At 32.9% G+C, this 20,525-nt stretch carries 27 protein-coding genes; 22 read left to right on the top strand and 5 right to left on the bottom strand.

Features of this window, described 5'->3' with window-relative positions:
* The first annotated feature begins 65 nt into the window (after positions 1 to 65).
* From proB to CVIC12175_RS01795, 22 genes are all read left to right on the top strand, one after another.
* Positions 66 to 830, top strand: coding sequence for a glutamate 5-kinase (gene proB, locus CVIC12175_RS01690; protein WP_086246887.1), 765 nt, complete (start codon positions 66 to 68; stop codon positions 828 to 830).
* Complete coding sequence (gene fmt / locus CVIC12175_RS01695; RefSeq protein ID WP_086315815.1) at positions 827 to 1,741, top strand: methionyl-tRNA formyltransferase; 915 nt, start codon at positions 827 to 829, stop codon at positions 1,739 to 1,741. The genes proB and fmt overlap by 4 nt, the downstream gene beginning before the upstream one ends.
* Entirely contained in the window at positions 1,701 to 2,354 is a 654-nt protein-coding gene (locus CVIC12175_RS01700; RefSeq protein ID WP_236861084.1) for a biotin--[acetyl-CoA-carboxylase] ligase, read from the top strand. Before fmt ends, CVIC12175_RS01700 begins: the two co-directional genes overlap by 41 nt.
* A complete protein-coding gene (locus CVIC12175_RS01705) occupies positions 2,351 to 3,133 on the top strand; it encodes a ParA family protein (RefSeq protein WP_086248657.1) in 783 nt (260 codons plus the stop codon). Before CVIC12175_RS01700 ends, CVIC12175_RS01705 begins: the two co-directional genes overlap by 4 nt.
* A 2-nt stretch (positions 3,134 to 3,135) precedes the next feature.
* Positions 3,136 to 3,975: a ParB/RepB/Spo0J family partition protein gene (locus tag CVIC12175_RS01710; RefSeq protein ID WP_086256962.1), complete on the top strand. Its 840-nt coding sequence runs from the start codon at positions 3,136 to 3,138 to the stop codon at positions 3,973 to 3,975.
* A 62-nt stretch (positions 3,976 to 4,037) separates the two neighbouring features.
* Positions 4,038 to 4,460: a FoF1 ATP synthase subunit B' gene (locus CVIC12175_RS01715; RefSeq protein WP_086256961.1), complete on the top strand. Its 423-nt coding sequence runs from the start codon at positions 4,038 to 4,040 to the stop codon at positions 4,458 to 4,460.
* Between the two features lie 9 nt (positions 4,461 to 4,469).
* Positions 4,470 to 4,982, top strand: coding sequence for a F0F1 ATP synthase subunit B (locus tag CVIC12175_RS01720; protein WP_086248654.1), 513 nt, complete (start codon positions 4,470 to 4,472; stop codon positions 4,980 to 4,982).
* Positions 4,982 to 5,515 (top strand): F0F1 ATP synthase subunit delta, encoded by a 534-nt coding sequence (locus CVIC12175_RS01725; protein ID WP_086246880.1) that lies wholly within the window; start codon positions 4,982 to 4,984, stop codon positions 5,513 to 5,515. The genes CVIC12175_RS01720 and CVIC12175_RS01725 overlap by 1 nt, the downstream gene beginning before the upstream one ends.
* Positions 5,516 to 5,529: 14 nt before the next feature.
* Entirely contained in the window at positions 5,530 to 7,047 is a 1,518-nt protein-coding gene (gene atpA / locus CVIC12175_RS01730) for a F0F1 ATP synthase subunit alpha (RefSeq protein ID WP_086256960.1), read from the top strand.
* A gap of 9 nt (positions 7,048 to 7,056) precedes the next feature.
* Positions 7,057 to 7,944: an ATP synthase F1 subunit gamma gene (gene atpG, locus CVIC12175_RS01735; RefSeq protein ID WP_086246878.1), complete on the top strand. Its 888-nt coding sequence runs from the start codon at positions 7,057 to 7,059 to the stop codon at positions 7,942 to 7,944.
* Between the two features lie 17 nt (positions 7,945 to 7,961).
* Complete coding sequence (gene atpD, locus CVIC12175_RS01740) at positions 7,962 to 9,359, top strand: F0F1 ATP synthase subunit beta (protein WP_086256959.1); 1,398 nt, start codon at positions 7,962 to 7,964, stop codon at positions 9,357 to 9,359.
* 17 nt (positions 9,360 to 9,376) lie between these two features.
* On the top strand, positions 9,377 to 9,766 hold the full coding sequence (gene atpC, locus CVIC12175_RS01745; RefSeq protein WP_086246876.1) for an ATP synthase F1 subunit epsilon: 390 nt from the start codon (positions 9,377 to 9,379) through the stop codon (positions 9,764 to 9,766).
* Positions 9,767 to 10,336, top strand: coding sequence for a MotA/TolQ/ExbB proton channel family protein (locus CVIC12175_RS01750; RefSeq protein WP_086246875.1), 570 nt, complete (start codon positions 9,767 to 9,769; stop codon positions 10,334 to 10,336).
* A complete protein-coding gene (locus CVIC12175_RS01755; RefSeq protein ID WP_086248650.1) occupies positions 10,337 to 10,729 on the top strand; it encodes a biopolymer transporter ExbD in 393 nt (130 codons plus the stop codon).
* A complete protein-coding gene (locus CVIC12175_RS01760; protein WP_086255820.1) occupies positions 10,729 to 11,505 on the top strand; it encodes a TonB C-terminal domain-containing protein in 777 nt (258 codons plus the stop codon). The genes CVIC12175_RS01755 and CVIC12175_RS01760 overlap by 1 nt, the downstream gene beginning before the upstream one ends.
* Positions 11,502 to 12,758, top strand: coding sequence for a Tol-Pal system protein TolB (gene tolB, locus CVIC12175_RS01765; protein ID WP_086255821.1), 1,257 nt, complete (start codon positions 11,502 to 11,504; stop codon positions 12,756 to 12,758). Before CVIC12175_RS01760 ends, tolB begins: the two co-directional genes overlap by 4 nt.
* A gap of 72 nt (positions 12,759 to 12,830) precedes the next feature.
* Entirely contained in the window at positions 12,831 to 13,313 is a 483-nt protein-coding gene (locus CVIC12175_RS01770; RefSeq protein WP_086246871.1) for an OmpA family protein, read from the top strand.
* A 14-nt stretch (positions 13,314 to 13,327) separates the two neighbouring features.
* Positions 13,328 to 14,215: a tetratricopeptide repeat protein gene (locus CVIC12175_RS01775; protein ID WP_086255822.1), complete on the top strand. Its 888-nt coding sequence runs from the start codon at positions 13,328 to 13,330 to the stop codon at positions 14,213 to 14,215.
* A gap of 16 nt (positions 14,216 to 14,231) precedes the next feature.
* On the top strand, positions 14,232 to 14,864 hold the full coding sequence (locus CVIC12175_RS01780) for an FKBP-type peptidyl-prolyl cis-trans isomerase (protein WP_086302833.1): 633 nt from the start codon (positions 14,232 to 14,234) through the stop codon (positions 14,862 to 14,864).
* A gap of 9 nt (positions 14,865 to 14,873) precedes the next feature.
* Complete coding sequence (gene fabD / locus CVIC12175_RS01785; protein ID WP_086302831.1) at positions 14,874 to 15,785, top strand: ACP S-malonyltransferase; 912 nt, start codon at positions 14,874 to 14,876, stop codon at positions 15,783 to 15,785.
* Positions 15,782 to 16,468 carry a 5'-methylthioadenosine/adenosylhomocysteine nucleosidase gene (locus tag CVIC12175_RS01790; protein ID WP_086302829.1) on the top strand — a complete coding sequence of 229 codons (687 nt, stop codon included), beginning with the start codon at positions 15,782 to 15,784 and terminating at the stop codon, positions 16,466 to 16,468. The genes fabD and CVIC12175_RS01790 overlap by 4 nt, the downstream gene beginning before the upstream one ends.
* Entirely contained in the window at positions 16,465 to 17,208 is a 744-nt protein-coding gene (locus CVIC12175_RS01795) for a tRNA 2-thiocytidine biosynthesis TtcA family protein (RefSeq protein WP_086248642.1), read from the top strand. Before CVIC12175_RS01790 ends, CVIC12175_RS01795 begins: the two co-directional genes overlap by 4 nt.
* Positions 17,209 to 17,247: 39 nt before the next feature.
* Here the strand turns inward: CVIC12175_RS01795 and CVIC12175_RS01800 are convergent, their stop codons facing one another.
* The 5 genes from CVIC12175_RS01800 to CVIC12175_RS01820 are packed head-to-tail and all read right to left on the bottom strand — an operon-like array spanning position 17,248 to position 20,523.
* Positions 17,248 to 17,688: a hypothetical protein gene (locus tag CVIC12175_RS01800; protein ID WP_086256957.1), complete on the bottom strand. Its 441-nt coding sequence runs from the start codon at positions 17,686 to 17,688 to the stop codon at positions 17,248 to 17,250.
* A gap of 8 nt (positions 17,689 to 17,696) precedes the next feature.
* Entirely contained in the window at positions 17,697 to 18,152 is a 456-nt protein-coding gene (locus tag CVIC12175_RS01805; RefSeq protein WP_086254200.1) for a nitrous oxide reductase accessory protein NosL, read from the bottom strand.
* A complete protein-coding gene (locus CVIC12175_RS01810) occupies positions 18,149 to 18,976 on the bottom strand; it encodes an ABC transporter permease (protein WP_086302825.1) in 828 nt (275 codons plus the stop codon). Before CVIC12175_RS01810 ends, CVIC12175_RS01805 begins: the two co-directional genes overlap by 4 nt.
* A 2-nt stretch (positions 18,977 to 18,978) precedes the next feature.
* On the bottom strand, positions 18,979 to 19,617 hold the full coding sequence (locus CVIC12175_RS01815; RefSeq protein ID WP_086256955.1) for an ATP-binding cassette domain-containing protein: 639 nt from the start codon (positions 19,615 to 19,617) through the stop codon (positions 18,979 to 18,981).
* A gap of 9 nt (positions 19,618 to 19,626) precedes the next feature.
* On the bottom strand, positions 19,627 to 20,523 hold the full coding sequence (locus CVIC12175_RS01820) for a NapH/MauN family ferredoxin-type protein (protein WP_086256954.1): 897 nt from the start codon (positions 20,521 to 20,523) through the stop codon (positions 19,627 to 19,629).
* Between the last annotated feature and the right edge of the window lie 2 nt (positions 20,524 to 20,525).

Below are 20,525 nucleotides of genomic sequence, written 5' to 3' on the forward strand. Positions count from 1 at the left end.
TAGGTGATAAATTTAGATAAATTTAGATATAATTCTAGCCCTAAATAATTATAAAAAGGGCTAGAGTGAAACGTATAGTTATAAAAGTTGGCTCACATGTTTTAAGCGATGAGAATGCAATTAGTCAAAGTAGAATAGACAATCTTTGTAAATTTTTAAGTGATTTAAGCAATAAATTTGAAGTTATTTTAGTTAGTAGTGGAGCAATTAGCGCTGGTCAAGCCAAATTTGATCTACCAAGAACAAGCGTTATAAATAAGCAAATTTTATCTAGTCTTGGGCAACCATATTTGATGGAAATCTACTCTAATACCTTATCAAAATATGGTAAAATGGCAGCTCAAATTTTGCTTACAGCAGGTGATTTTGACTCTAGAAAAATTACTAATCATGCCAAAAATGTAATTAATGGTTTGCTTGAAAATAAAATTCTACCAATTATAAATGAAAATGATTCTACAGGAATTAGCGAGATAGTTTATGGGGATAATGATAGATTATCAAGTGCAGTAGCATATTATTTTGATGCTGATTTGTTAGTTATATTAAGCGATATAGATGGCTACTATACAGCCGATCCAAGTCTAGATAAAACTGCTACAATAAGACCAGTAGTAAATAGCATTGAACAATCTGAATTAACTAAAATTTCGCAAACAGGCTCAAAGCATGGCACAGGTGGAATTACTACAAAGCTATTAGCAGCTGATTTTTTAATGCAAAATGGTAAAGATATGTTTTTAGCCAGCGGGTTTGATCTTAATGTAGCAAGAGAGTTTTTGTTAAACTCAAACCAAATTGGTGGTACAATTTTTAAAGGTAAAAGATGAAAAATATAGTTTTTATGGGAACTCCAAGCTATGCTAGTAAGATTTTAGAAGAGATTTATAAGGCTAAATTTAATATTCTTGCTATCTATACTCAGCCTGATAAACCAGTAGGTAGAAGCCAAGCTCTTACCCCGCCAGATGTAAAAAAACTAGCCATAGATTTAGGGCTTAATGATATCGTTTATCAGCCAAAATCTTTAAAAGAGAGCGGAGTTAAAGAGCATATTAAATCACTAAATCCTAATATTATTATAGTAGCAGCTTATGGACAGATTCTACCGCGTGATATTTTAGATATTGCGCCTTGCGTGAATCTTCATGCATCTATTTTGCCAGCATATCGTGGTGCATCTCCTATACAATCGGCTATTTTAGATAAAAATAGTTTAAGCGGAGTTACAGCTATGGCAATGAATGAAGGGCTTGATAGCGGTGATATTTTAGCCTTTAGTATTCTTGATATTACTGGAATGAATTCGTATGAATTATTTGATAAGTTAAGTATAATGGCGGCAAATTTGACTATTAAGATACTAAATGAGTATGAAAATATCAATCCAATCAAGCAGTTTGATGCTCTTAGTTCAAAGTGCAAAAAGATAAAAAAAGATGATGGATTAGTTGATTTTAGTGTTGATAGTGCTAGTCAAATTTGGGCAAAATTTTTAGCATATTATGGATGGCCAGGGATTTTTAGTAAAGATGGAATAAAGATTTTAGATATAGAAATTTCTGATTTAAATGGTGAAGTTGGAAAAATTTTAGGCTTAAGTGATGATGGATTTATCTTAGGTGTAAATGGCGGCAGTATCTTGATTAAAAAAATTCAAGCTGCTGGTAAAAAACCAGTAGATGCAAAAAGTTATTTAAATGGCAAAAGGCTTGGTCTTGGAGATAGAGTATCTTTGTGAGTGTCAATCGACACAAATTAAGTTAATTGAAGATATAAAATCATTTAAAAAATCTCCGCCATGCGCTTTAATAGCTGATTATCAAAGTAATGGGATAGGAAGTAGAGCAAATAGCTGGCAAAGTCCAAAAGGTAACTTATATCTAAGTTTTGCTTTAAATGAAAATGATTTGCCAAAAGATCTTGAACCAGCATCAGCTAGTATATATTTTGCTTTTATTTTGGTGCTAACGCTTAGAGATATGGGTTCAAAGCTTTGGTTGAAGTGGCCAAATGATATATATTTAGGCAACCGTAAAATAGCAGGCATAATCACAACTAAAAGCAAAGGCGTATATATATGTGGTATTGGAATGAATTTAAAAAATTCTCCACACTACGCAGATTGCCTAGATATAGAGCTTAATAGGGATTTGATAGTGGATTTATACTTTAAAAATTTAAATCTTAAGCCTCAATGGAAGCAAATTTTTAGCAAATATCTGATAGAATTTGAGTTATCAAAGAATTTTTGCGTCCATATAGATGATGAACAAGTGAGCCTAAATGGTGCCATACTACAAAATGATGGTTCAATAATAATAAATAATAAAAGGGTGTATTCAGCAAGATGAGTGAGGTTATAACCATTGCCAATCAAAAAGGTGGCGTAGGCAAAACTACTACAGCTGTAAATTTAGCAGCATCTTTGGCTGTGGCTGAAAAGAGAGTTTTGCTACTTGATATCGATCCACAGGCCAATGCGACAACTGGTCTAGGATTTAAAAGAAGTGATTATGAATTTAATATCTATCATGTCTTAACAGGTAGAAAAAATATAAACGATATAATATTAAAAACAGAGTTAAAAATGCTTGATATTGCTCCATCAAATATTGGGCTTGTAGGTATCGAGCAAGAATTTAGCGAGCAAAATAGAGATTATAAAATTATTTTAAAAAATAAGCTCTCTTCAATTCGTGATAACTATGATTATATTATTATTGATAGCCCACCAACTCTTGGGATTTTGACTATTAATGCACTTACTGCAAGCGATAGCGTTATAATACCAATTCAGTGTGAGTTTTATGCTATGGAGGGTCTAGCTCAAATTTTTAATACCGTAAAGGTGATAAAAGAGACTATAAATCCAAAATTAACTATAAAAGGCTTTTTGCCTACGATGTATAGCGCACAAAATAATCTCTCTAAAGAGACGGTAGCTGACTTGAAAAAACACTTTAGTAATAAGCTATTTAAGGCTGAAAACTGCGAAGATGGGTTTGTCATAATTCCTAGAAATGTAAAATTAGCCGAGAGTCCAAGCTTTGGTAAGCCAGTAATTTTATATGATATTAAATCAAGTGGCTCACAAGCATATCAAAATTTAGCTCACTCAATAATGGGGTAAGTATGGCACTTGGTAGAGGATTAGACTCCATCTTAGGTGATGTAGAGCAAGCATATAATAAAGAGTTAAATAAAGAATTAGTAGCTCAGATCGAGATTGATAGGATTAAGCCCAATCCATTTCAGCCTAGAAAAAATTTCAGCGATGAGGCTTTAAAAGAGCTTAGCCAAAGTATTGAGCGTCATGGTTTAATTCAGCCAATTATTGTTATTAAAAAGGGTGATGATTTTACACTAATTGCTGGAGAGAGACGCTTAAGAGCTAGCAAACTGCTTGGATTTAGCAAGATTAAAGCAATTGTAGCTAATATAGGTGATAAAAATTTAAGAGAGTTAGCACTAATTGAGAATATTCAAAGGGAAAATTTAAGCCCAATTGAGCTAGCTAACTCATATCAAGAGCTAATCAATGAGTATAAAATCACTCAAGAAGCTCTTGCTTCAATAGTAAAAAAGAGCAGAGTGCAAATAACAAATACTCTTAGACTCTTAGGCCTTGATGAGTATATCAAAACTTTAATAGATGAGGGTAAAATCACTCAAGGACATGCTAAGATAATGGTAGGACTAAATAGCGATAACCAAAAGCTTGTAGCTGATACCATAATCGGGCAAAAGTTAAGCGTTAGAGATACTGAAAATTTAGTAAAACGTCTAAAAACCAATAAAGAGAGTAAAAAATCAAAAGTTAATTTGGATAATATAGAGAATTTAAATTTGCTTAAAGATTTGATAGAGAATTTAGGTATAAAATGCAAAATAAGTGGCCAAAAACTCACATTAAATTTAAACGATAGTAAAAAAATAGATAATATAATAAAAATAATTCAAAAAATTCAGTAGAATTTATTTTTTAATATTGTAAAATATCCAATTAGTTTAATGAAATTACATAAGGAGAACCGATGCTACATATAGATCCGCCTTTGTTGCTGATTACGCTAGTGATCTTTTTAGGGCTTATCTTTGTGCTAAATTCCATTCTCTACAAGCCTTTGCTTGGTTTCATTGATGATAGAAATAGATCTATCAAAAATGATGAAGAGAGCGTTAGCAAAAATGCTAATGATGTTGGAAGTTATGAAGCTGAGATAGAAAGAATTCTAAATGACGCTAGAGCTGAAGCGCAGGCTAAAAAGCATACTGCTTTAAATGAGGCTAAAGAAAAAGCTGCTACTAGAGTTGCTATTAAAAAAGAGAGCTTAGAAGCTGATTATAACAGTTTTATGGCTGGACTTGCTGATAGAAAAGCTGAGTTAAAATCAAATTTAGCCGCTAAACTTCCAGAATTAAAAAGTACCCTTGCTGGTTCTTTATCAAAGATATAGGAGATTTTAATGAATATTAAGTTTATTCTATTGTTAGTAGCTCCGATATTTGCTTTTGGTGCTGGCAATGGAAGTGGTGAGTATGATATTGTTCCTAGAGTTATTAACTTTGTTATATTCTTTTCTATTCTTTACTATTTAATAGCTAAACCTATTAAAGCTGCATATAATGGCAGAATTAACTCTATTGCAAATAGATTAAATGCTATTCAAGAAAAATTAAAAGCATCAAATGCTAAAAAAGAAGAGGCTGCTAAAAGAGTAGAAAATGCTAAAGTAATGGCAAGCGACTTAGCTGATGCTATCAAAAAAGAGATAGAAATTATGTTAGCTAAGATAGAAAAAGATACTCAAAATGAGATTGCCATTTTAGAAAAAAGCTATGAAGAACAAAAAGAATTTGAAGAGAGAAAGCTTGTAAGAGCTGCAGTTAGTGAAGTTTTAGATGAATTATTTGAAAGCGATGCTATGAAGATAGATCAAAATGAGCTTATCAATCTTATTATGAAAAAGGTGAGCTAATGAGAGAAATAGTAGCCAAAAAATATGTAAAAGCACTGATCTTAGCTTTTAATGCTAATGAAATTGATAAAGTTAGCGATGAGTTTAGTAAGTTAGCTTCTGCGTTTAGCATATCTAAATTTAACTTTATCATTGACTCTCCAATGATTGATGCAAAATCTAAGGTTGAGTTTTTATTATCCTTAGTTGATGATGGTAAAAATGAGAAATTAGCCAACTTTTTAATGCTTCTAAGCCATAGAGGTAGGTTACATCTAATTCCAGAAATCTCAAAAGAATTAGAGTATCAAAAAGCTCTAAGAGATGCTAAATTTAAGGGAATAATATCTGGAAATATAGATTTAAGCCCTGCTCAAAAAAGCGAATTAGAAGATAAATTTTCTAAGAAATTTAATGTAAAAGTTGAATTAGAAACTGTCAAAAATGAGTTCAATGGTATCAAAATTGAGCTTGATGATTTAGGTGTTGAGGTTAGCTTCTCAATTGATAGATTAAAAGCTCAAATGAGTGAATATATATTAAAAGTAATTTAATAAGGAGTAAAAGCGTGAGTGTTAAGTTAAAAGCTGATGAGATTAGCAGTATCATCAAAGAACGCATAGAAAATTTTGATCTTAGCGTTAATATTGAAGAGACTGGCAAGGTTATATCAGTCGCAGATGGCGTGGCAAATGTTTATGGTCTTAAAAATGTCATGGCTGGCGAGATGGTTGAGTTTGAAAATGGCCAAAAAGGTATGGCATTAAACCTAGAAGAGAGCAGCGTAGGTGTTGTTGTTTTAGGTAGTTGTAATGATATTAAAGAGGGAAGCAGTGTAAAAAGACTTGGCAGACTTCTTAGAGTTCCAGTAGGCGATGCATTAATCGGTCGTGTAGTTAATGCTTTAGGTGAGCCAATAGATGGTAAAGGCACTATCGATGCTACTGAGACTAGATTTATTGAAGAAAAAGCTAAAGGCATTATGGCTAGAAAATCTGTTCATGAGCCACTTCAAACAGGTATTAAAGCAATTGATGGTCTAGTGCCAATTGGTAGAGGTCAAAGAGAGCTTATCATTGGCGACCGCCAAACTGGTAAAACTACAGTTGCAACTGATACAATCATCAACCAAAGAGGTCAAGATGTAATCTGTATCTATGTAGCAATCGGTCAAAAACAATCAACAGTAGCCCAAGTTGTTAAAAAACTTGAAGAATATGGCGCTATGGACTATACAATTGTTGTAAATGCAAGTGCTAGTGATGCAGCTGCACTTCAATATTTAGCTCCATATGTTGGCGTAACAATGGGTGAGTATTTCCGTGATAATTCTCGTCATGCGCTTATTATCTATGATGATTTAAGTAAACACGCTGTAGCATATCGTGAGATGTCTCTTATTCTTCGCCGCCCACCAGGTCGTGAAGCTTATCCAGGCGATGTATTCTATCTACACTCAAGATTACTTGAAAGAGCAAGTAAGTTAAGTGATAAACTAGGCGCAGGAAGTCTTACAGCTTTACCTATTATAGAAACTCAAGCTGGCGATGTTTCTGCATATATCCCAACTAACGTTATCTCTATTACAGATGGTCAAATTTTCCTTGAGAGTGATCTATTTAACTCAGGTATTCGCCCAGCAATTAACGTTGGTCTATCTGTATCTCGTGTTGGTGGTGCTGCACAAATCAAAGCTATCAAAAAAGTATCTGGTACTTTAAGACTAGATCTTGCTCAATATCGCGAGCTACAAGCGTTTGCTCAATTTGCAAGTGATCTTGATGAGAGCAGCCGTAAACAATTAGAGCGTGGTCAAAGAATGGTTGAAGTTCTAAAACAACCACCATATAGCCCATTACCAGTTGAAAATCAAGTTGTTATTATATTTGCAGGTAGTAATGGATATTTAGATGATATTCCTGTATCTGCTGTTACTAAATTTGAGGCTGAGCTCTATCCATATATCGAGGCTAAATACCCAGATATTTTTGAACAAATTCGTAATAAAAAAGCACTTGATAAAGATATCGAAGAGGCACTAGATAAAGCATTAAATGAATTTAAAGCAATATTTAGCGCTGAATAAGGCTAAAATATGTCAAATTTAAAGGATATTAAAAGAAAGATCAAGAGCGTTCAAAACACGCAAAAAACTACAAAGGCGATGAAGCTTGTTTCTACTGCTAAGCTTAAAAAAGCAGAAGAGGCGGCTCGCCATTCTCGTGTTTATGCTCTAAAGATCAATGAGGTCTTAAGTGAAATAGCTTATGAGATTAATAAGTTTAAAATCGTTGGCGAAGGAAATAAATTCTTTGACACAGAGGCAAAAGTAGAAAAAGTTGACATAATTTTTGTTACTGCTGATAAGGGTCTTTGTGGTGGTTTTAATATCTCAACTATCAAAATTATAAGAAATATGATAGAAGAGTATAAATCTAAAAAGATCAAAGTTCGCTTAAGAGCTGTGGGTAAAAAAGGTATAGAGTTTTTCAATTTCCAAGGTATTGAAATTCTAGAAGGATACCGTGGTGTAAGTTCAGCACCTACATATGAAAAAGCTCAAGAAGTTATAAGAGCAGCTATTGATGATTTTACAGCTGGTATTACTGATAAGGTTGTATTGGTTCATAATGGCTATAAAAATATGATTTCTCAAGAGATTAGGATCAATACTATAGCGCCAGTAGAACCACCAAAAAGTAAAGAAAATGATCAAAATGGTTCTTTAATGGATTTTGAGCCTGAGCATGATGATAGAATACTTGATGAACTTATGAGAAAGTATTTTGAGTATAGTATGTATTATGCTCTTATTGACTCTTTAGCTGCTGAACATAGTGCTAGAATGCAGGCTATGGATAATGCAACTAATAACGCTAAAGCTAGAGTAAAAGAGTTAAATCTTGCCTACAATAAAGCAAGACAAGAAAGTATCACAACAGAACTTATAGAAATTATAAGTGGCGTTGAGAGTATGAAGTAAATTTATAAGGAGTGATAATGAAAGGTGTAATTAGCCAAGTTATGGGTCCTGTAGTTGATGTTGATTTCAAAGACTACTTGCCTAAAATTAACGAAGCTATTGAAGTAAATTTTACTGTTGAAGGTAATACATATAAATTAGTATTAGAAACTGCTGCACATCTAGGCGATAATAGAGTTAGAACAATTGCTATGGATATGAGTGAAGGTCTTACTCGTGGCTTAGAAGCTACTGCGCTTGGAGCACCTATTAGCGTACCTGTTGGAGAAAAAGTTCTTGGTAGAATTTTTAATGTTGTAGGCGATTTAATAGACGAAGGTGCTGAAGAGAGTTTTGATAAAAAATGGTCTATCCATAGAGATCCACCTCCATTTGAAGAACAAAGTACAAAAAGTGAAATTTTTGAAACAGGTATTAAAGTTGTTGACCTTCTAGCACCATATGCAAAAGGTGGTAAAGTAGGTCTATTTGGTGGTGCTGGTGTTGGTAAAACAGTTATTATTATGGAGCTTATTCACAATGTTGCATTTAAACATAGTGGTTACTCTGTATTTGCTGGTGTTGGCGAAAGAACTCGTGAAGGTAACGACCTTTATAACGAAATGAAAGAATCGGGCGTTTTAGATAAAGTTGCCCTATGCTACGGCCAAATGAACGAGCCACCAGGGGCAAGAAATAGAATTGCTCTAACTGGTCTAACAATGGCTGAGTATTTCCGTGATGAGATGGGACTAGATGTTCTTATGTTTATTGATAATATTTTTAGATTCTCTCAATCAGGTTCAGAAATGTCAGCACTTCTTGGACGTATTCCAAGTGCGGTTGGTTATCAACCTACACTTGCTAGTGAAATGGGTAAATTGCAAGAGAGAATTACATCAACTAGAAAAGGTTCTATTACATCAGTTCAAGCTGTTTATGTACCTGCAGATGACCTTACTGACCCAGCTCCTGCGACTGTTTTTGCTCACCTTGATGCTACAACGGTTCTTAATAGAGCGATTGCTGAAAAAGGTATTTATCCAGCAGTTGATCCACTAGATTCAACTTCTAGAATGCTAGATCCACAAATTTTAGGTGAAGAGCATTATAGAATTGCTCGTGGCGTTCAAGCTGTATTACAAAAATATAAAGACCTACAAGATATCATTGCAATTCTAGGTATGGATGAGCTAAGCGAAGAAGATAAATTGACTGTCGATAGAGCTAGAAAAATAGAAAAATATCTATCTCAACCATTCTTCGTTGCTGAAGTATTTACAGGTAGCCCTGGTAAATATGTAAGCTTAGAAGAGACTATTGCAGGATTTAAAGGTATTTTAGAAGGTAAATATGACCACCTACCTGAAAATGCATTTTATATGGTAGGAAATATTGATGAGGCTATTGCTAAAGCTGAAAAGATGAAAGCGTAAGCTAAAAAGGAAGCTATATGAATACAATACATTTAGAAATAGTCACCCCAGAAGGGCTAATATTTTCTAATGATGCTAAAATGGTAGTCCTTCCTGGTGTAGATGGCGAGTTTGGCGTTTTGCCAGGCCACGCCTCTTTGGTTTCGCTGCTTCAAATCGGTGTAGTTGATATTGAAAATGTAGATGGAAGCCGTGATGCAGTTGCTATTGACTGGGGTTATGCTAAGATTGATGAGAATAAAATTAGTATTTTAGTTGATGGTGCCGTATATGTAAGTGGCAATAGCGAAAGCGATATCGCTAAATCTATAGAAAATGCTAAGACTCTTGTTAAAAAAATGCATGATAATAATGGAATCTTGGCTACTGCTTTAGCTAAGATAGAGAATTCCACAAAGGCTAGATAGGTGGAGTCTATAGAGCTTCTTATAAGTTATCTATCCAAAAGTAGTTTGGTGACAATCGTTGTTCTTACATGGTTGTCTCTCTACTTTGTTATTAGTTTTACTATTTTATTTTCACGCTATAATGGTCTTAATCGCTGGATTAAAAAAGAAAAACAAGCACTTGAGGCTATTCTTCTTGGTAAAAAACTTCAAGCTACAGATTCAGTTTTAAAAAAATGCCCTCAAGAAAATATAAGCAAAGAGCGTCTTGATGTATTTATATCTTTAGCTCAGACCAATTCTACAAGCGGATTAACAACGCTATCTATAATAGCTTCTACCTCGCCATTTATTGGATTATTTGGTACTGTTATTAGCATATTAGAGACATTTGCAGCTTTAGGTCAAGGGGGAGGCTCAGCATCGTTATCGGTGATAGCTCCAGCAATCTCAGAGGCTTTGGTTGCTACTGGTTGTGGGATATTTGTAGCTATTCCAGCTTATACTTTTAATCTCTTGATAAAGCGAAAAGCTTATGAGCTAATAAGTCTTATACAAAGAGAATCAAATTTGTTGCTTAGTAGTAAGTAGATGATGAATTTTGATGAAAATCCAGAATTAAATATAACGCCTTTAGTTGATATTATGCTGGTTTTGCTAGCTATTTTGATGGTTACAACTCCAGCTATTATATATGAAGAGCAAATTAGCCTTCCAGATGGCTCAAAGTCTAAGGTATTATCTCAAGAATTAAAGAGTTTAACTGTTAGAATTGATAGCCAAAGACAGGTATATATAGAACAGTCCAAAATGTCATTAAATGAGTTAAGTGATAATTTGGTTTTAATATCTAAAAAATATGATAAAAACTCTCCAGTATATATAAAAGCTGATAAAAGATTAATATACAATGATGTAATGTTTGTTTTAAAAAGTATGAAAAATGCAGGTTTTTCTAAGGTAGCTTTAGAGACAAATGGCTGATGAATAGTAGTTTTGGCATTTCATACAACACAACTAGTGCCTTATGGCTATCTATAATTTTATATTTTTTTATTATATTTATTATATTTTTTAAACTTAGTAGTTATGAAGAGAGTATAAAATATACTAATGAGCAAGATGCATTTATGGATGTTTTTGTAGTTGATACCACTTTGGGTGAGACTATAACATCTCCTAAACAAAAAGATAAAAAAATAGAAGATATAAAATTAAAAGAAGAAGAAATAGAGCCAAAGCCACAGCAAGAGACAACCAATAAAGATCTATCTCCTACAAAACCAGATAATCCAAATGTGAATTTTAGCGATCTTTTTAGCGAAGTTGCTCCAATAGATATCACTCCTAAAAGCACTCAAGCTGTTCAAAGTAATACTAAAAGCGAGCCAAAATCAAATTCAAAAAGTGCTGCTGATATCGTAGCATCGCTCCAAAAAGATATAAATAGTAAAGCTCCAAAATCATCTATGACTGGAGTATATAATAAATATATGGGTGATATAGTAGAAATAATTCAAAGTAGATGGGTAAGATATAAAGCTGATACAAATAATCAAGCAAAAGTTCAAATTATTATAGATAAATTTGGAAAGTTAAGCTATAGTGTTGATGAGTATTCACTAAATAGTACTTTTAATAGTAAGGTAAGAGATTATCTAGAGCAGTTGCAAAATTTAGAATTTCCAATCCCGCCTAATAAAAATACCATAGTGATAAATATAAATTTAATTGATCAAATAGAAACGGAGTTAGAGTGAAAAAGCTATTTTTATTATTAGCTATCTGTCTAGGATTATTTGCCGAAGGTGCCACTATAGATGTGGTAAATAAAGGGCTTGTATTGCCAAAAATTATCGTCCAAGATGCTACAAAAGATTTTGCCAATAGAGCATTACAAGATAAGTTTTTTAAACTTGTTGTAGGGGATTTAAAGGTTGGGTCTGCATTTGATGTATCAGATAAATATTATACTAGTGGATTTGATGATAGTGCTATTATTAGCGCAGAACAAAGAGCTGATTTAATATATAGATACGCCTTAACTCAGATAGGAGATCAGCTAAGTTTAAAGCTTAAAGTATTAAACACTAAGACAAATCAAGTAAGATTTAGCGGTGAATATACGCAAAGCGTGGATAAATTTGTATTTTTAGCACATAAAAGTATTGCTGATATGGCTAGAAATTTAAATTTATCTCCAATTGATTGGATGGATAAATCTATTATATTTTCTCAATATACAGCTCCAGGAAAGAGCAATATAGTAGTAGCTGATTATACTCTTACATATCAAAAGATTGTAGTAAGTGGAGGATTAAATATTTTTCCTAAATGGGCAAATAAAGACCAAAATGCATTTTACTACACAACATATATAAAATCTGTCCCTACTTTATATAAATTTGATTTAAATACTAATCGCAAAAGTAAAATTACCCAAAGCGGCGGAATGATAGTTGCAAGCGATGTAAGCCAAGATGGAACTAAGTTGCTTTTAACTATGGCACCAAATGATCAAAGTGATATCTATCTATATGATACTATCAATAAAAGCTTAAAAAGAGTTACTACATTTAGCGGGATTGATGTTAATGGTAATTTTGTAGATAATGATTCAAGAGTAGTATTTGTAAGCGATAGATTGGGATATCCTAATGTTTTTGCTACTAGTATAAATGGTGGCGCTGTAGAACAGATGGTATTTCATGGTAAAAATAATAATTCAATTAGTACTTTTGAAAATTATGTAGTATATTCAAGCCGTGAAAGTGTAAATGAGTATGCTCAAAAGACTTTTAATCTCTATCTAATTTCAACTAAAAGCGACTATGTTAGACAGCTTACAGCTGATGGAGTTAATACATATCCAAGATTTTCAAGCGATGGCGGAAGCATTGTATTTATTAAAAGTATAGGCGGTAGTAGTGCAGTTGGAATTATAAGAGTAAATGAAAATCGTAGTTTTCAATTCCCATTAAGAATAGGTAAGCTTCAATCAATTGATTGGTAAATCTATTTTTATGTCTTAAATTTCAGATAATTATGATATAATTTAGCCCAAAATTTCAATGAAAGGAATAAAATGAAAAAGTTAGTTTTAGTTTCAACTGTTGCTGCGGCTCTATTTATGGCTGGTTGTAGCTCAAAATCTCCAGAAGTAGATATGAGTGCAGATGCAAATAAAGCAGGTCAAGGTGCTATGAGTGATGCTGAAAGATTAAATGCATTACAATCTCAAGTGCAAAATGTATATTTTGATTTTGACAAATTTAACATTCGCCCAGATATGCAAAGCGTAATTAATCAAAATGCTTCTGTATTTAGTCAAAATAGTAACTTCAAAATTATGGTAGAAGGTAACTGCGATGAGTGGGGTAGCGATGAGTATAACTATGCTCTAGGCGTAAAAAGAGCAAAAGCTGGTAAAGACGCTCTAATAGCTCAAGGTATAGCTGCTGATAGAATCGAAATCACAAGCAATGGCGAAAGCAAACCTGTATGTACTGATAAAACAAAAGCTTGCGATGCTCAAAATCGTCGTGATGAATTTAGATTACTTCCATAATTTAATATTGTTAAATGAAAAAAATCATAAATATTGCAGTCATTTTGGCTGCAACTTCTATATTTGCTGAAGTTTCAGTATTTGATGCGGGTAATATAAATACAGATAATCCATACGGCCTTACCGAAAATGAAAAAGTGTTGCTAAATAATAAAAAAAAAGTAGATAGATTAGACCAAAATATCGGTACAATGCAGTCTGATGTTTCATTAGTTCAAGAAAATATCGAAGGCGTAAAAAGCCTTTTAGATAGTATAAATCAAAGAATTTTAGCTATAGAAACTAGGGTAAATGAGTTAGAAAATGGACTAAATTCGCAAAAAGCCACAACTGCTAAAGATATCACAAATCTTAAATCTCTGATTAAAGCTAATCAGACAAAACAAAATGAAGATGTCAAAAAGATAACAACAGCACTTAGTGAGCTAACTTCGCTAATTGATAACAAACATCCAAAGGATACAAACCAAAAATCAAATTTAGAATCCAAAGATAAAAAAATAGATACAGATAATCAAAAATCACAGCATTTAAAACAGCTTGATAATATGGCAGGTGCTGATCTACTTGCTATGGCAGATAAAGCTTATAAAGCCAAGGAGTATCTAAAAGCTAGTGAGTGCTTTACCGTTTTAATTAGTAAAAACTATAAACCAGCTTATTCAAATTTTATGCTTGGTGAGATTGAGTATTTTAATAAAAATTACAAAAATGCTGTGCCATACTATCAAAAAAGTGTTGCCATCAGTCAAAAAGGCAACTATATGCCAAAGCTATTGTATCATACAGCAATTAGCTTTGATAAAATAGGCGATACAAAAAGTGCTAATAAATTTTATAAAGCATTAAAGCAAGCCTACCCAGATAGCGCAGAGGCAAAGGCTGCACCTGATAGAAAATAATTTTTAGGAGAGAGATATGTCAAAAGTTATTAAAATGTTTTATGAGCTAAAAGATGCTAATAGTGGCGAACTTTTAGAATCAAATATAGGCGGTCAAGAGATTGCATTTGTAAGCGGTAAAAATCAAGTTTTAGAAGCACTTGAGAGTGGTGTTTTAAATTTAGAAGTTGGTCAAAAAGCTACAATTAAAATTCCAGCTAGCCAAGGCGTAGGCGAATATGATGAAAACGCTTTGCAAGTACTTCCTAAAGAGCAATTTGCAGGAATTGATTTAAATATTGGTATGGAGCTTTTTGGCGAAGGAGAAGATGGTAGCACAGTTCGTGTAACTGTAAAAGCTATCGGTGAAAATGATGTAACAGTAGATTTTAATCACCCATACGCTGGTAAAGATTTGGAATTTAATGTACAGATTACAGAAAATAGAGATGCTGATGCTGATGAGGAGCTAACAGGTGTTGTAGCTATGCCTCATGTATGTGGCTGCGGCGGTCACGATCATGGACATGGACATCACCATGGCCATGGTGGTTGCGGGGGTCATGGTGGCTGCGGCGGTCATGGCCATCATCATGATGATGAAGATGAGTGTTGCAATGGTGCTCACCATGATGAAAATGGTGGCGGATGCTGCGGTAAACACCACTAAGAGTTTGATATGAAAGTTGCATTTATTTTCCCTGGTCAAGGCTCACAGAGTATTGGTATGGGGCAAGAAATATATAACGAATTTAGCAGTGCTAAGGAGTTATTAGATAGTGCTAGCGAGTATTGCGGTATTGATTTTAAAACTTTACTCTTTGAAGCTAATGATAAATTAGGTGAGTCTGAATTTACTCAACCAGCAATTGTGTTAAACTCATTAATGTGTTTTGAAGCGTTTAAAAGTCAATTAAATTTAAAACCAGAGCTAAGCTTTGGACACTCTTTAGGTGAGTTTAGCGCTCTTAGTGTAAGTGGAGCAATTAAACCTTTAGACGCTATTAAAGTTGTAAATTTGCGTGGTAAATTTATGGCTCAAGATTGTGCAGAAATTGGCGCTGGAATGATGGTAATTTTAGGTCTTAGTAATGAAAAAGTTGAAGAGATCTGTAAAAATAGTAATAAGCAAATTTGGGCAGCAAATTATAACTGCGATGGTCAAATAGTAGTAGCTGGAATTAGAAGCGATCTTCAAGCAACCGTAGATGAGTTTAAATCTGCTGGAGCCAAAAGAGCAATGCTGCTTGATATGAGCGTAGCAAGTCACTGTCCTTTGCTTCAAAATGCTAGTATAAAGCTTGCTAGTGAGCTTGAGAATTTACTAAGTGAAGAGTTTGCACCGGTAATTTCAAATGTTACAGCTAAGACTTATACTACTAAAAAAGAGGCTTTAGAATTATTAAAACTTCAATTAACTAGCCCAGTTTTATATCAAAATAGTGTAAAAAATTATGTTGATGAGATTGATTGTTTTATTGAATTTGGTGCAAGCGTATTAAAAGGAATGAATAAAAAAATCTGCGATAAACCAACATATAGTATCACAAATTTAAGCTCACTCAATGAAGCTTTAGAGGCGTTAAGATGAGAATTGCTATCCTTGGGGCTATGAGTGAAGAGATTGAGTTTTTGCTAAAAGCAGTTGGTGATTATCAAAAGATTGATTATGCTAGAAATTCATTTTATAAAGCACAGTGTGGCAATCATGAATTAGTAATAGCTTATTCAAAGATTGGAAAAGTCAATGCAGCTTTAACTGCAACAATTTTAGTTGAGAAATTTGGCTGCGAAAAGCTGATATTTACTGGCGTTGCTGGTGCTTTAAATAAGAATTTAAAGATCGGTGATATGCTATATGCCACTACTACAGCTCAGCATGATTTAGATATTACAGCTTTTGGACATCCACATGGTTATGTGCCTGGAATTAATATTTTTGAAAATAGCGACGAGAAGCTAAATAGTGTAGCTAAAAAGGTGGCTGATTCTTTAGGTATTGGTTTAATTGGTGGAGTAGTTGCTACTGGCGATCAATTTATCTGCAATGAAGAGAAAAAAGAGTGGATAAAATCTACTTTTAAAGCTGATGCTGTAGAGATGGAAGGGGCAAGCGTTGCTCAAGTTTGTGCTGCTCTTGGTGTTGGATTTTGTATGCTTAGAGCTATTAGCGATGAAGCTGGTGGTAAAGCAGAGGTTGATTTTGATACATTTTTAACTCAAGCAGCAGATAAATCTGCTAAATTTGTTCTAGAAATGGTAAAAAATATATGATAGAACTAAGCAAAAAATTAATTAGACAAGTTGGCCAAACTAACGCTAAGTATAAGATGTTTGAAAAAGGCGATAAGATTTTGCTGGGTTTAAGTGGCGGTAAAGATAGCCTTAGTTTGGCACATATTCTTAAGCATTTTCAAAATGTAACTCCTGATAAATTTGAATTTGAAGCAGTAACGCTAAGCTATGGAATGGGTGAAAATTATGAATATTTAACTCAGCATTGCAAGGCTCATGGAATCAAACACAGCGTAATTGATAGTTCTATATTTGAGATTAGTAAAGATAAAATTCGTAAAAACTCAAGTTTTTGCAGCTTTTTTAGCCGTATGAGACGAGGATATCTCTATACATATGCACTAGCTAATGGATTTAATAAGCTTGCTATTGGACATCATTTAGATGATGCTGTAGAGAGTTTTTTTATGAATTTTACATACAATGGAGCTATGAGAACTCTAGCACCAAAATATACTGCTAAAAATGGCGTGATAGTGATTAGGCCGCTTATTAATGTGCGTGAGCGTCAATTGCGTGATAATGCTACTAGAAATGAGCTTAGAGTGATTGGAGATGAGGCGTGTCCGGCTATGAGATTTGATGTAAAAATGCCACATGCAAGAGCTGAAACTAAAGAGCTTTTAGCTACTTTAGAAAAGCAAAATCCAAAACTATTTGTAAGTTTGCAAGCTGCTTTTGAAAACATACATTTAGATACATTTTTTAAGGTTAATTAATAGCCAATAGCTTTTATAGCTATTTGGCTTTATTTACAATTAGCTTTTAAGATTAAAATCTATATAAATTCCAAGTTGCTTATCTCCATCATAAAGCTCTAAGCGATAATTCATCACTTCAACTACGCAAGAGCTAAGCACAACTGTACCTATATATAGATTGCCTCTATTTTCTAAATTTGCTTTTATAGTTCCCATATCCATATTTAAACCATAAATTCTAGCATTTAAATTTTTATATTGACCATTTAGCCCTTCTACTTTAAGCGTAAGTGGCACCATAGCTTCAAGTGGTCTTGGATAAAAAGAAAATCCAATCTCTTTTCCTTTATAGGATATATTGCAGTTTTGAGTATTTAAATCGCAAGTTATGTTTGAATCAGCAGAGATCTTTTGGGTTTGATCATTATAAGAATTTATTATAAAAGCAAATAACGCACCAACAATAATAGCACTTAAAACATATAAAATATTTTTCATTATTAATCCTAATCTAAATAATCAATCAATTTTTTATTAATTTTACTAAATTCAAAAATTCTACTAGCTGAGTTGTCATCGGCAAATTTTTTAGCATCTTCATAGCTAGCAAATGGGATTAAATCATCGCCACTAAAACTTACTACATTGCTACCAAAAACATAAAACGCCTCCGTAGCTTCGATGAGTTCTTTTGTTTTATAATCTGTAACATACATCTTTTTAAGCGGCACAACCTCTTTTGGTTTGCTTGTATAAAAGTAGTAAAACATCTGTTTGGCTGAGCTAAATAGTACTTTTTTACCATTTTTATATTCTAAAACTGCAATCCAATCAGGATATTTAAAGACATCTATGAATTTAATAGGACAAGTAGAGTTTGTATCTTTAAAAAACTCATTATCTTTTAAATTTGCCCCAAAAACTATTCCAGCAAAAAGAGCTAAAAGTATAAGTTTTTTCATATTAAATCCTTCTTAGAAAACGAAATATATCCAAATATCATGCAAATTATACCAAGTAAAGTTGGATATAGTGCTGAATATATTAAAAAATTAATTTTGCCAAATCCATCTAAAATAAAGTAAGCTGCTGGACCAATTACAGCTAAATTTGGATCAAATAGACTAATTGCTGCGATTCTAAAAACCTGCATAGGGTTTGCTAATGAGATGGAGTAGATGATATTTTCATTTATTGAGCTTTGCATCATTAGGCCTATTAATGCAAGGTCTAAAAATGCTAACAAAAATAGCCAAAATAAAAATGAAAATCCAAGTCCAAGTTCGCTACTTTTAATAAAACTTGAGATTAAAAATCCAAACGATAAAAAGGCAAAAGATAGCACTAAAAGCAATAAGGTGTAATAAAAAAATACTCCCCAAGGAATATCTACATTTTTAAAAATAGCTATAATAAGCGATAAGATAAGAGCTATAAATATAGGTAAAAAGACTGTGAATGCTCTTCCTAAAGCTTTGCCAAAATAGTACTCTTTAAGCGATATTGGAAAGCTAAGAAGATACTCTAAAGCGCCAGTTTCTCTATCTGAGTTTATACTTCGCACAGTTGTGATGAGAATAAAGATTGGCAAGATTATTATACAAATTTGAATAAATAGCAAAAGCATTCTAGTAAGTCCGCTAAATCCAGCAACTCTGCTATCAACAACTCCTGTTACAAAAAATATTGCTATCAATCCAGCAAAGGTAAGCAAATAAAATAAAAACCACTTTGAAGCAAATGTCTCTTGTATATCAATTTTTGCTATTAGGATTAAATTTTTCACTATTATACCTCGCTATCTTTAATGATATTGCCTAAATCCATCTCGACAACACGATTTACTATGCCTTTGACTTCGCTTATTCTGTGAGAGATAAAAATAAGTGTGTGAGATTGAAATTTGGATTTTAATATATTTATAAATTTCTCTCTAGCTTGAGGATCGAGATTGGCAGTAGGTTCATCAAAGAGTATAGTCTTTGAATCTCTTGCAAGAGCTAGAGCGATTAATACCTTTTGCTTCATACCGCCTGAGAGTTTGTAAAAAGGCTTTTTATGCTCTTTTTCATAGTTTAGATCTAACTCTTTTAGATAATTTATTATATTGTTTAGATCTGTTTTGGTTGAGCTTATAGAGTATTCACATAGTTGAGCGACACTAAGCCTAAGAGGTGGTGGAGTTTGAGGGACGAAACTTAGATATCTTAAAGCATTTTTTCTATCTATAATTGGATTGATATTATCTATGAATATAGAGCCACTATCGCAGATTAACTCACCTAATATCGCCTTCATTAAAGTAGATTTTCCAGCTCCATTTTGTCCCATTATTAGAACCTTTTGACCATCTTGAATGTTTAAATTTAGGTTATTTAGAATAATTTGAGAGCCAAATTTTTTAGTTAAGTTTTCTATTTTTATCAATATCAATCCTTATAAAAGCTTTTTAAGCCTATTTTCGTAATTTAAAGCATCTTGATGGCATACATCGATACATCTACCGCACATAGTGCAATCCCCGCTTATTATACTAAATTTCTCTCCTGGAATATCTTTATTCTTAGACTTTGTAATTTCTAGAACTTTTGGGACAATGCAAACATCCATACATACAGCACAGTGATCGCATTTTTCCTTATTCCAGCTAACTTTTATAGCTCTAAATTTAGATAATAATGAATATAGTGTTCCAATAGGACAAACATATCTACACCAAAATCTTCTACTAAAGAATACTTCAGCTAAAAATACTAAAACAGCCCACCAAATCGCAGCACTATATCCATATATAATAAATCTTGATACTATACCTACAACATTAAAAATCTCAAATATTAAATATCCACTCACTAAGCTTAAAATCCAAAAAATTATCAAAAATACATATCTTATTTTTGTATCAAATTCTCTTTTTTTGATTATTTTTTTACTAACTAATTTAGCATTTAATCTCTCGGCAAATTCGCCAAAAAAATTATATGGACAGACCCACGAACAAAAAGCACGCCCAGCAAAAAGCATATAAAAAGCCAAAATAGTAAATGTACCAATAAGTAAATTTATAGGTAATTGTCCTCTGCTAAGTATAACTTCGGTGGTGATAAACGGATCGGCTAGATGAAAGCCTAACATTCTAGACCCAGTGATATCGCCTTCAATAACTTGAATATCTGCTACAAATGAAAGCACAAACAAAAGATGAATCAAAATCATAGTAAAATATCGGTAAAATCTTATACTAGGACGCTTTTTGCCATCTTTTGTTGTGCTTATAAAAGTAGAGAAAAAACTAGCATTTGCTACTGTTTGGCGGCCTTGATATTTATTCATGA

This window comes from Campylobacter vicugnae (genome assembly GCF_002139875.1).
In the GTDB taxonomy this organism is placed as follows: Bacteria; Campylobacterota; Campylobacteria; order Campylobacterales; family Campylobacteraceae; genus Campylobacter; species Campylobacter vicugnae.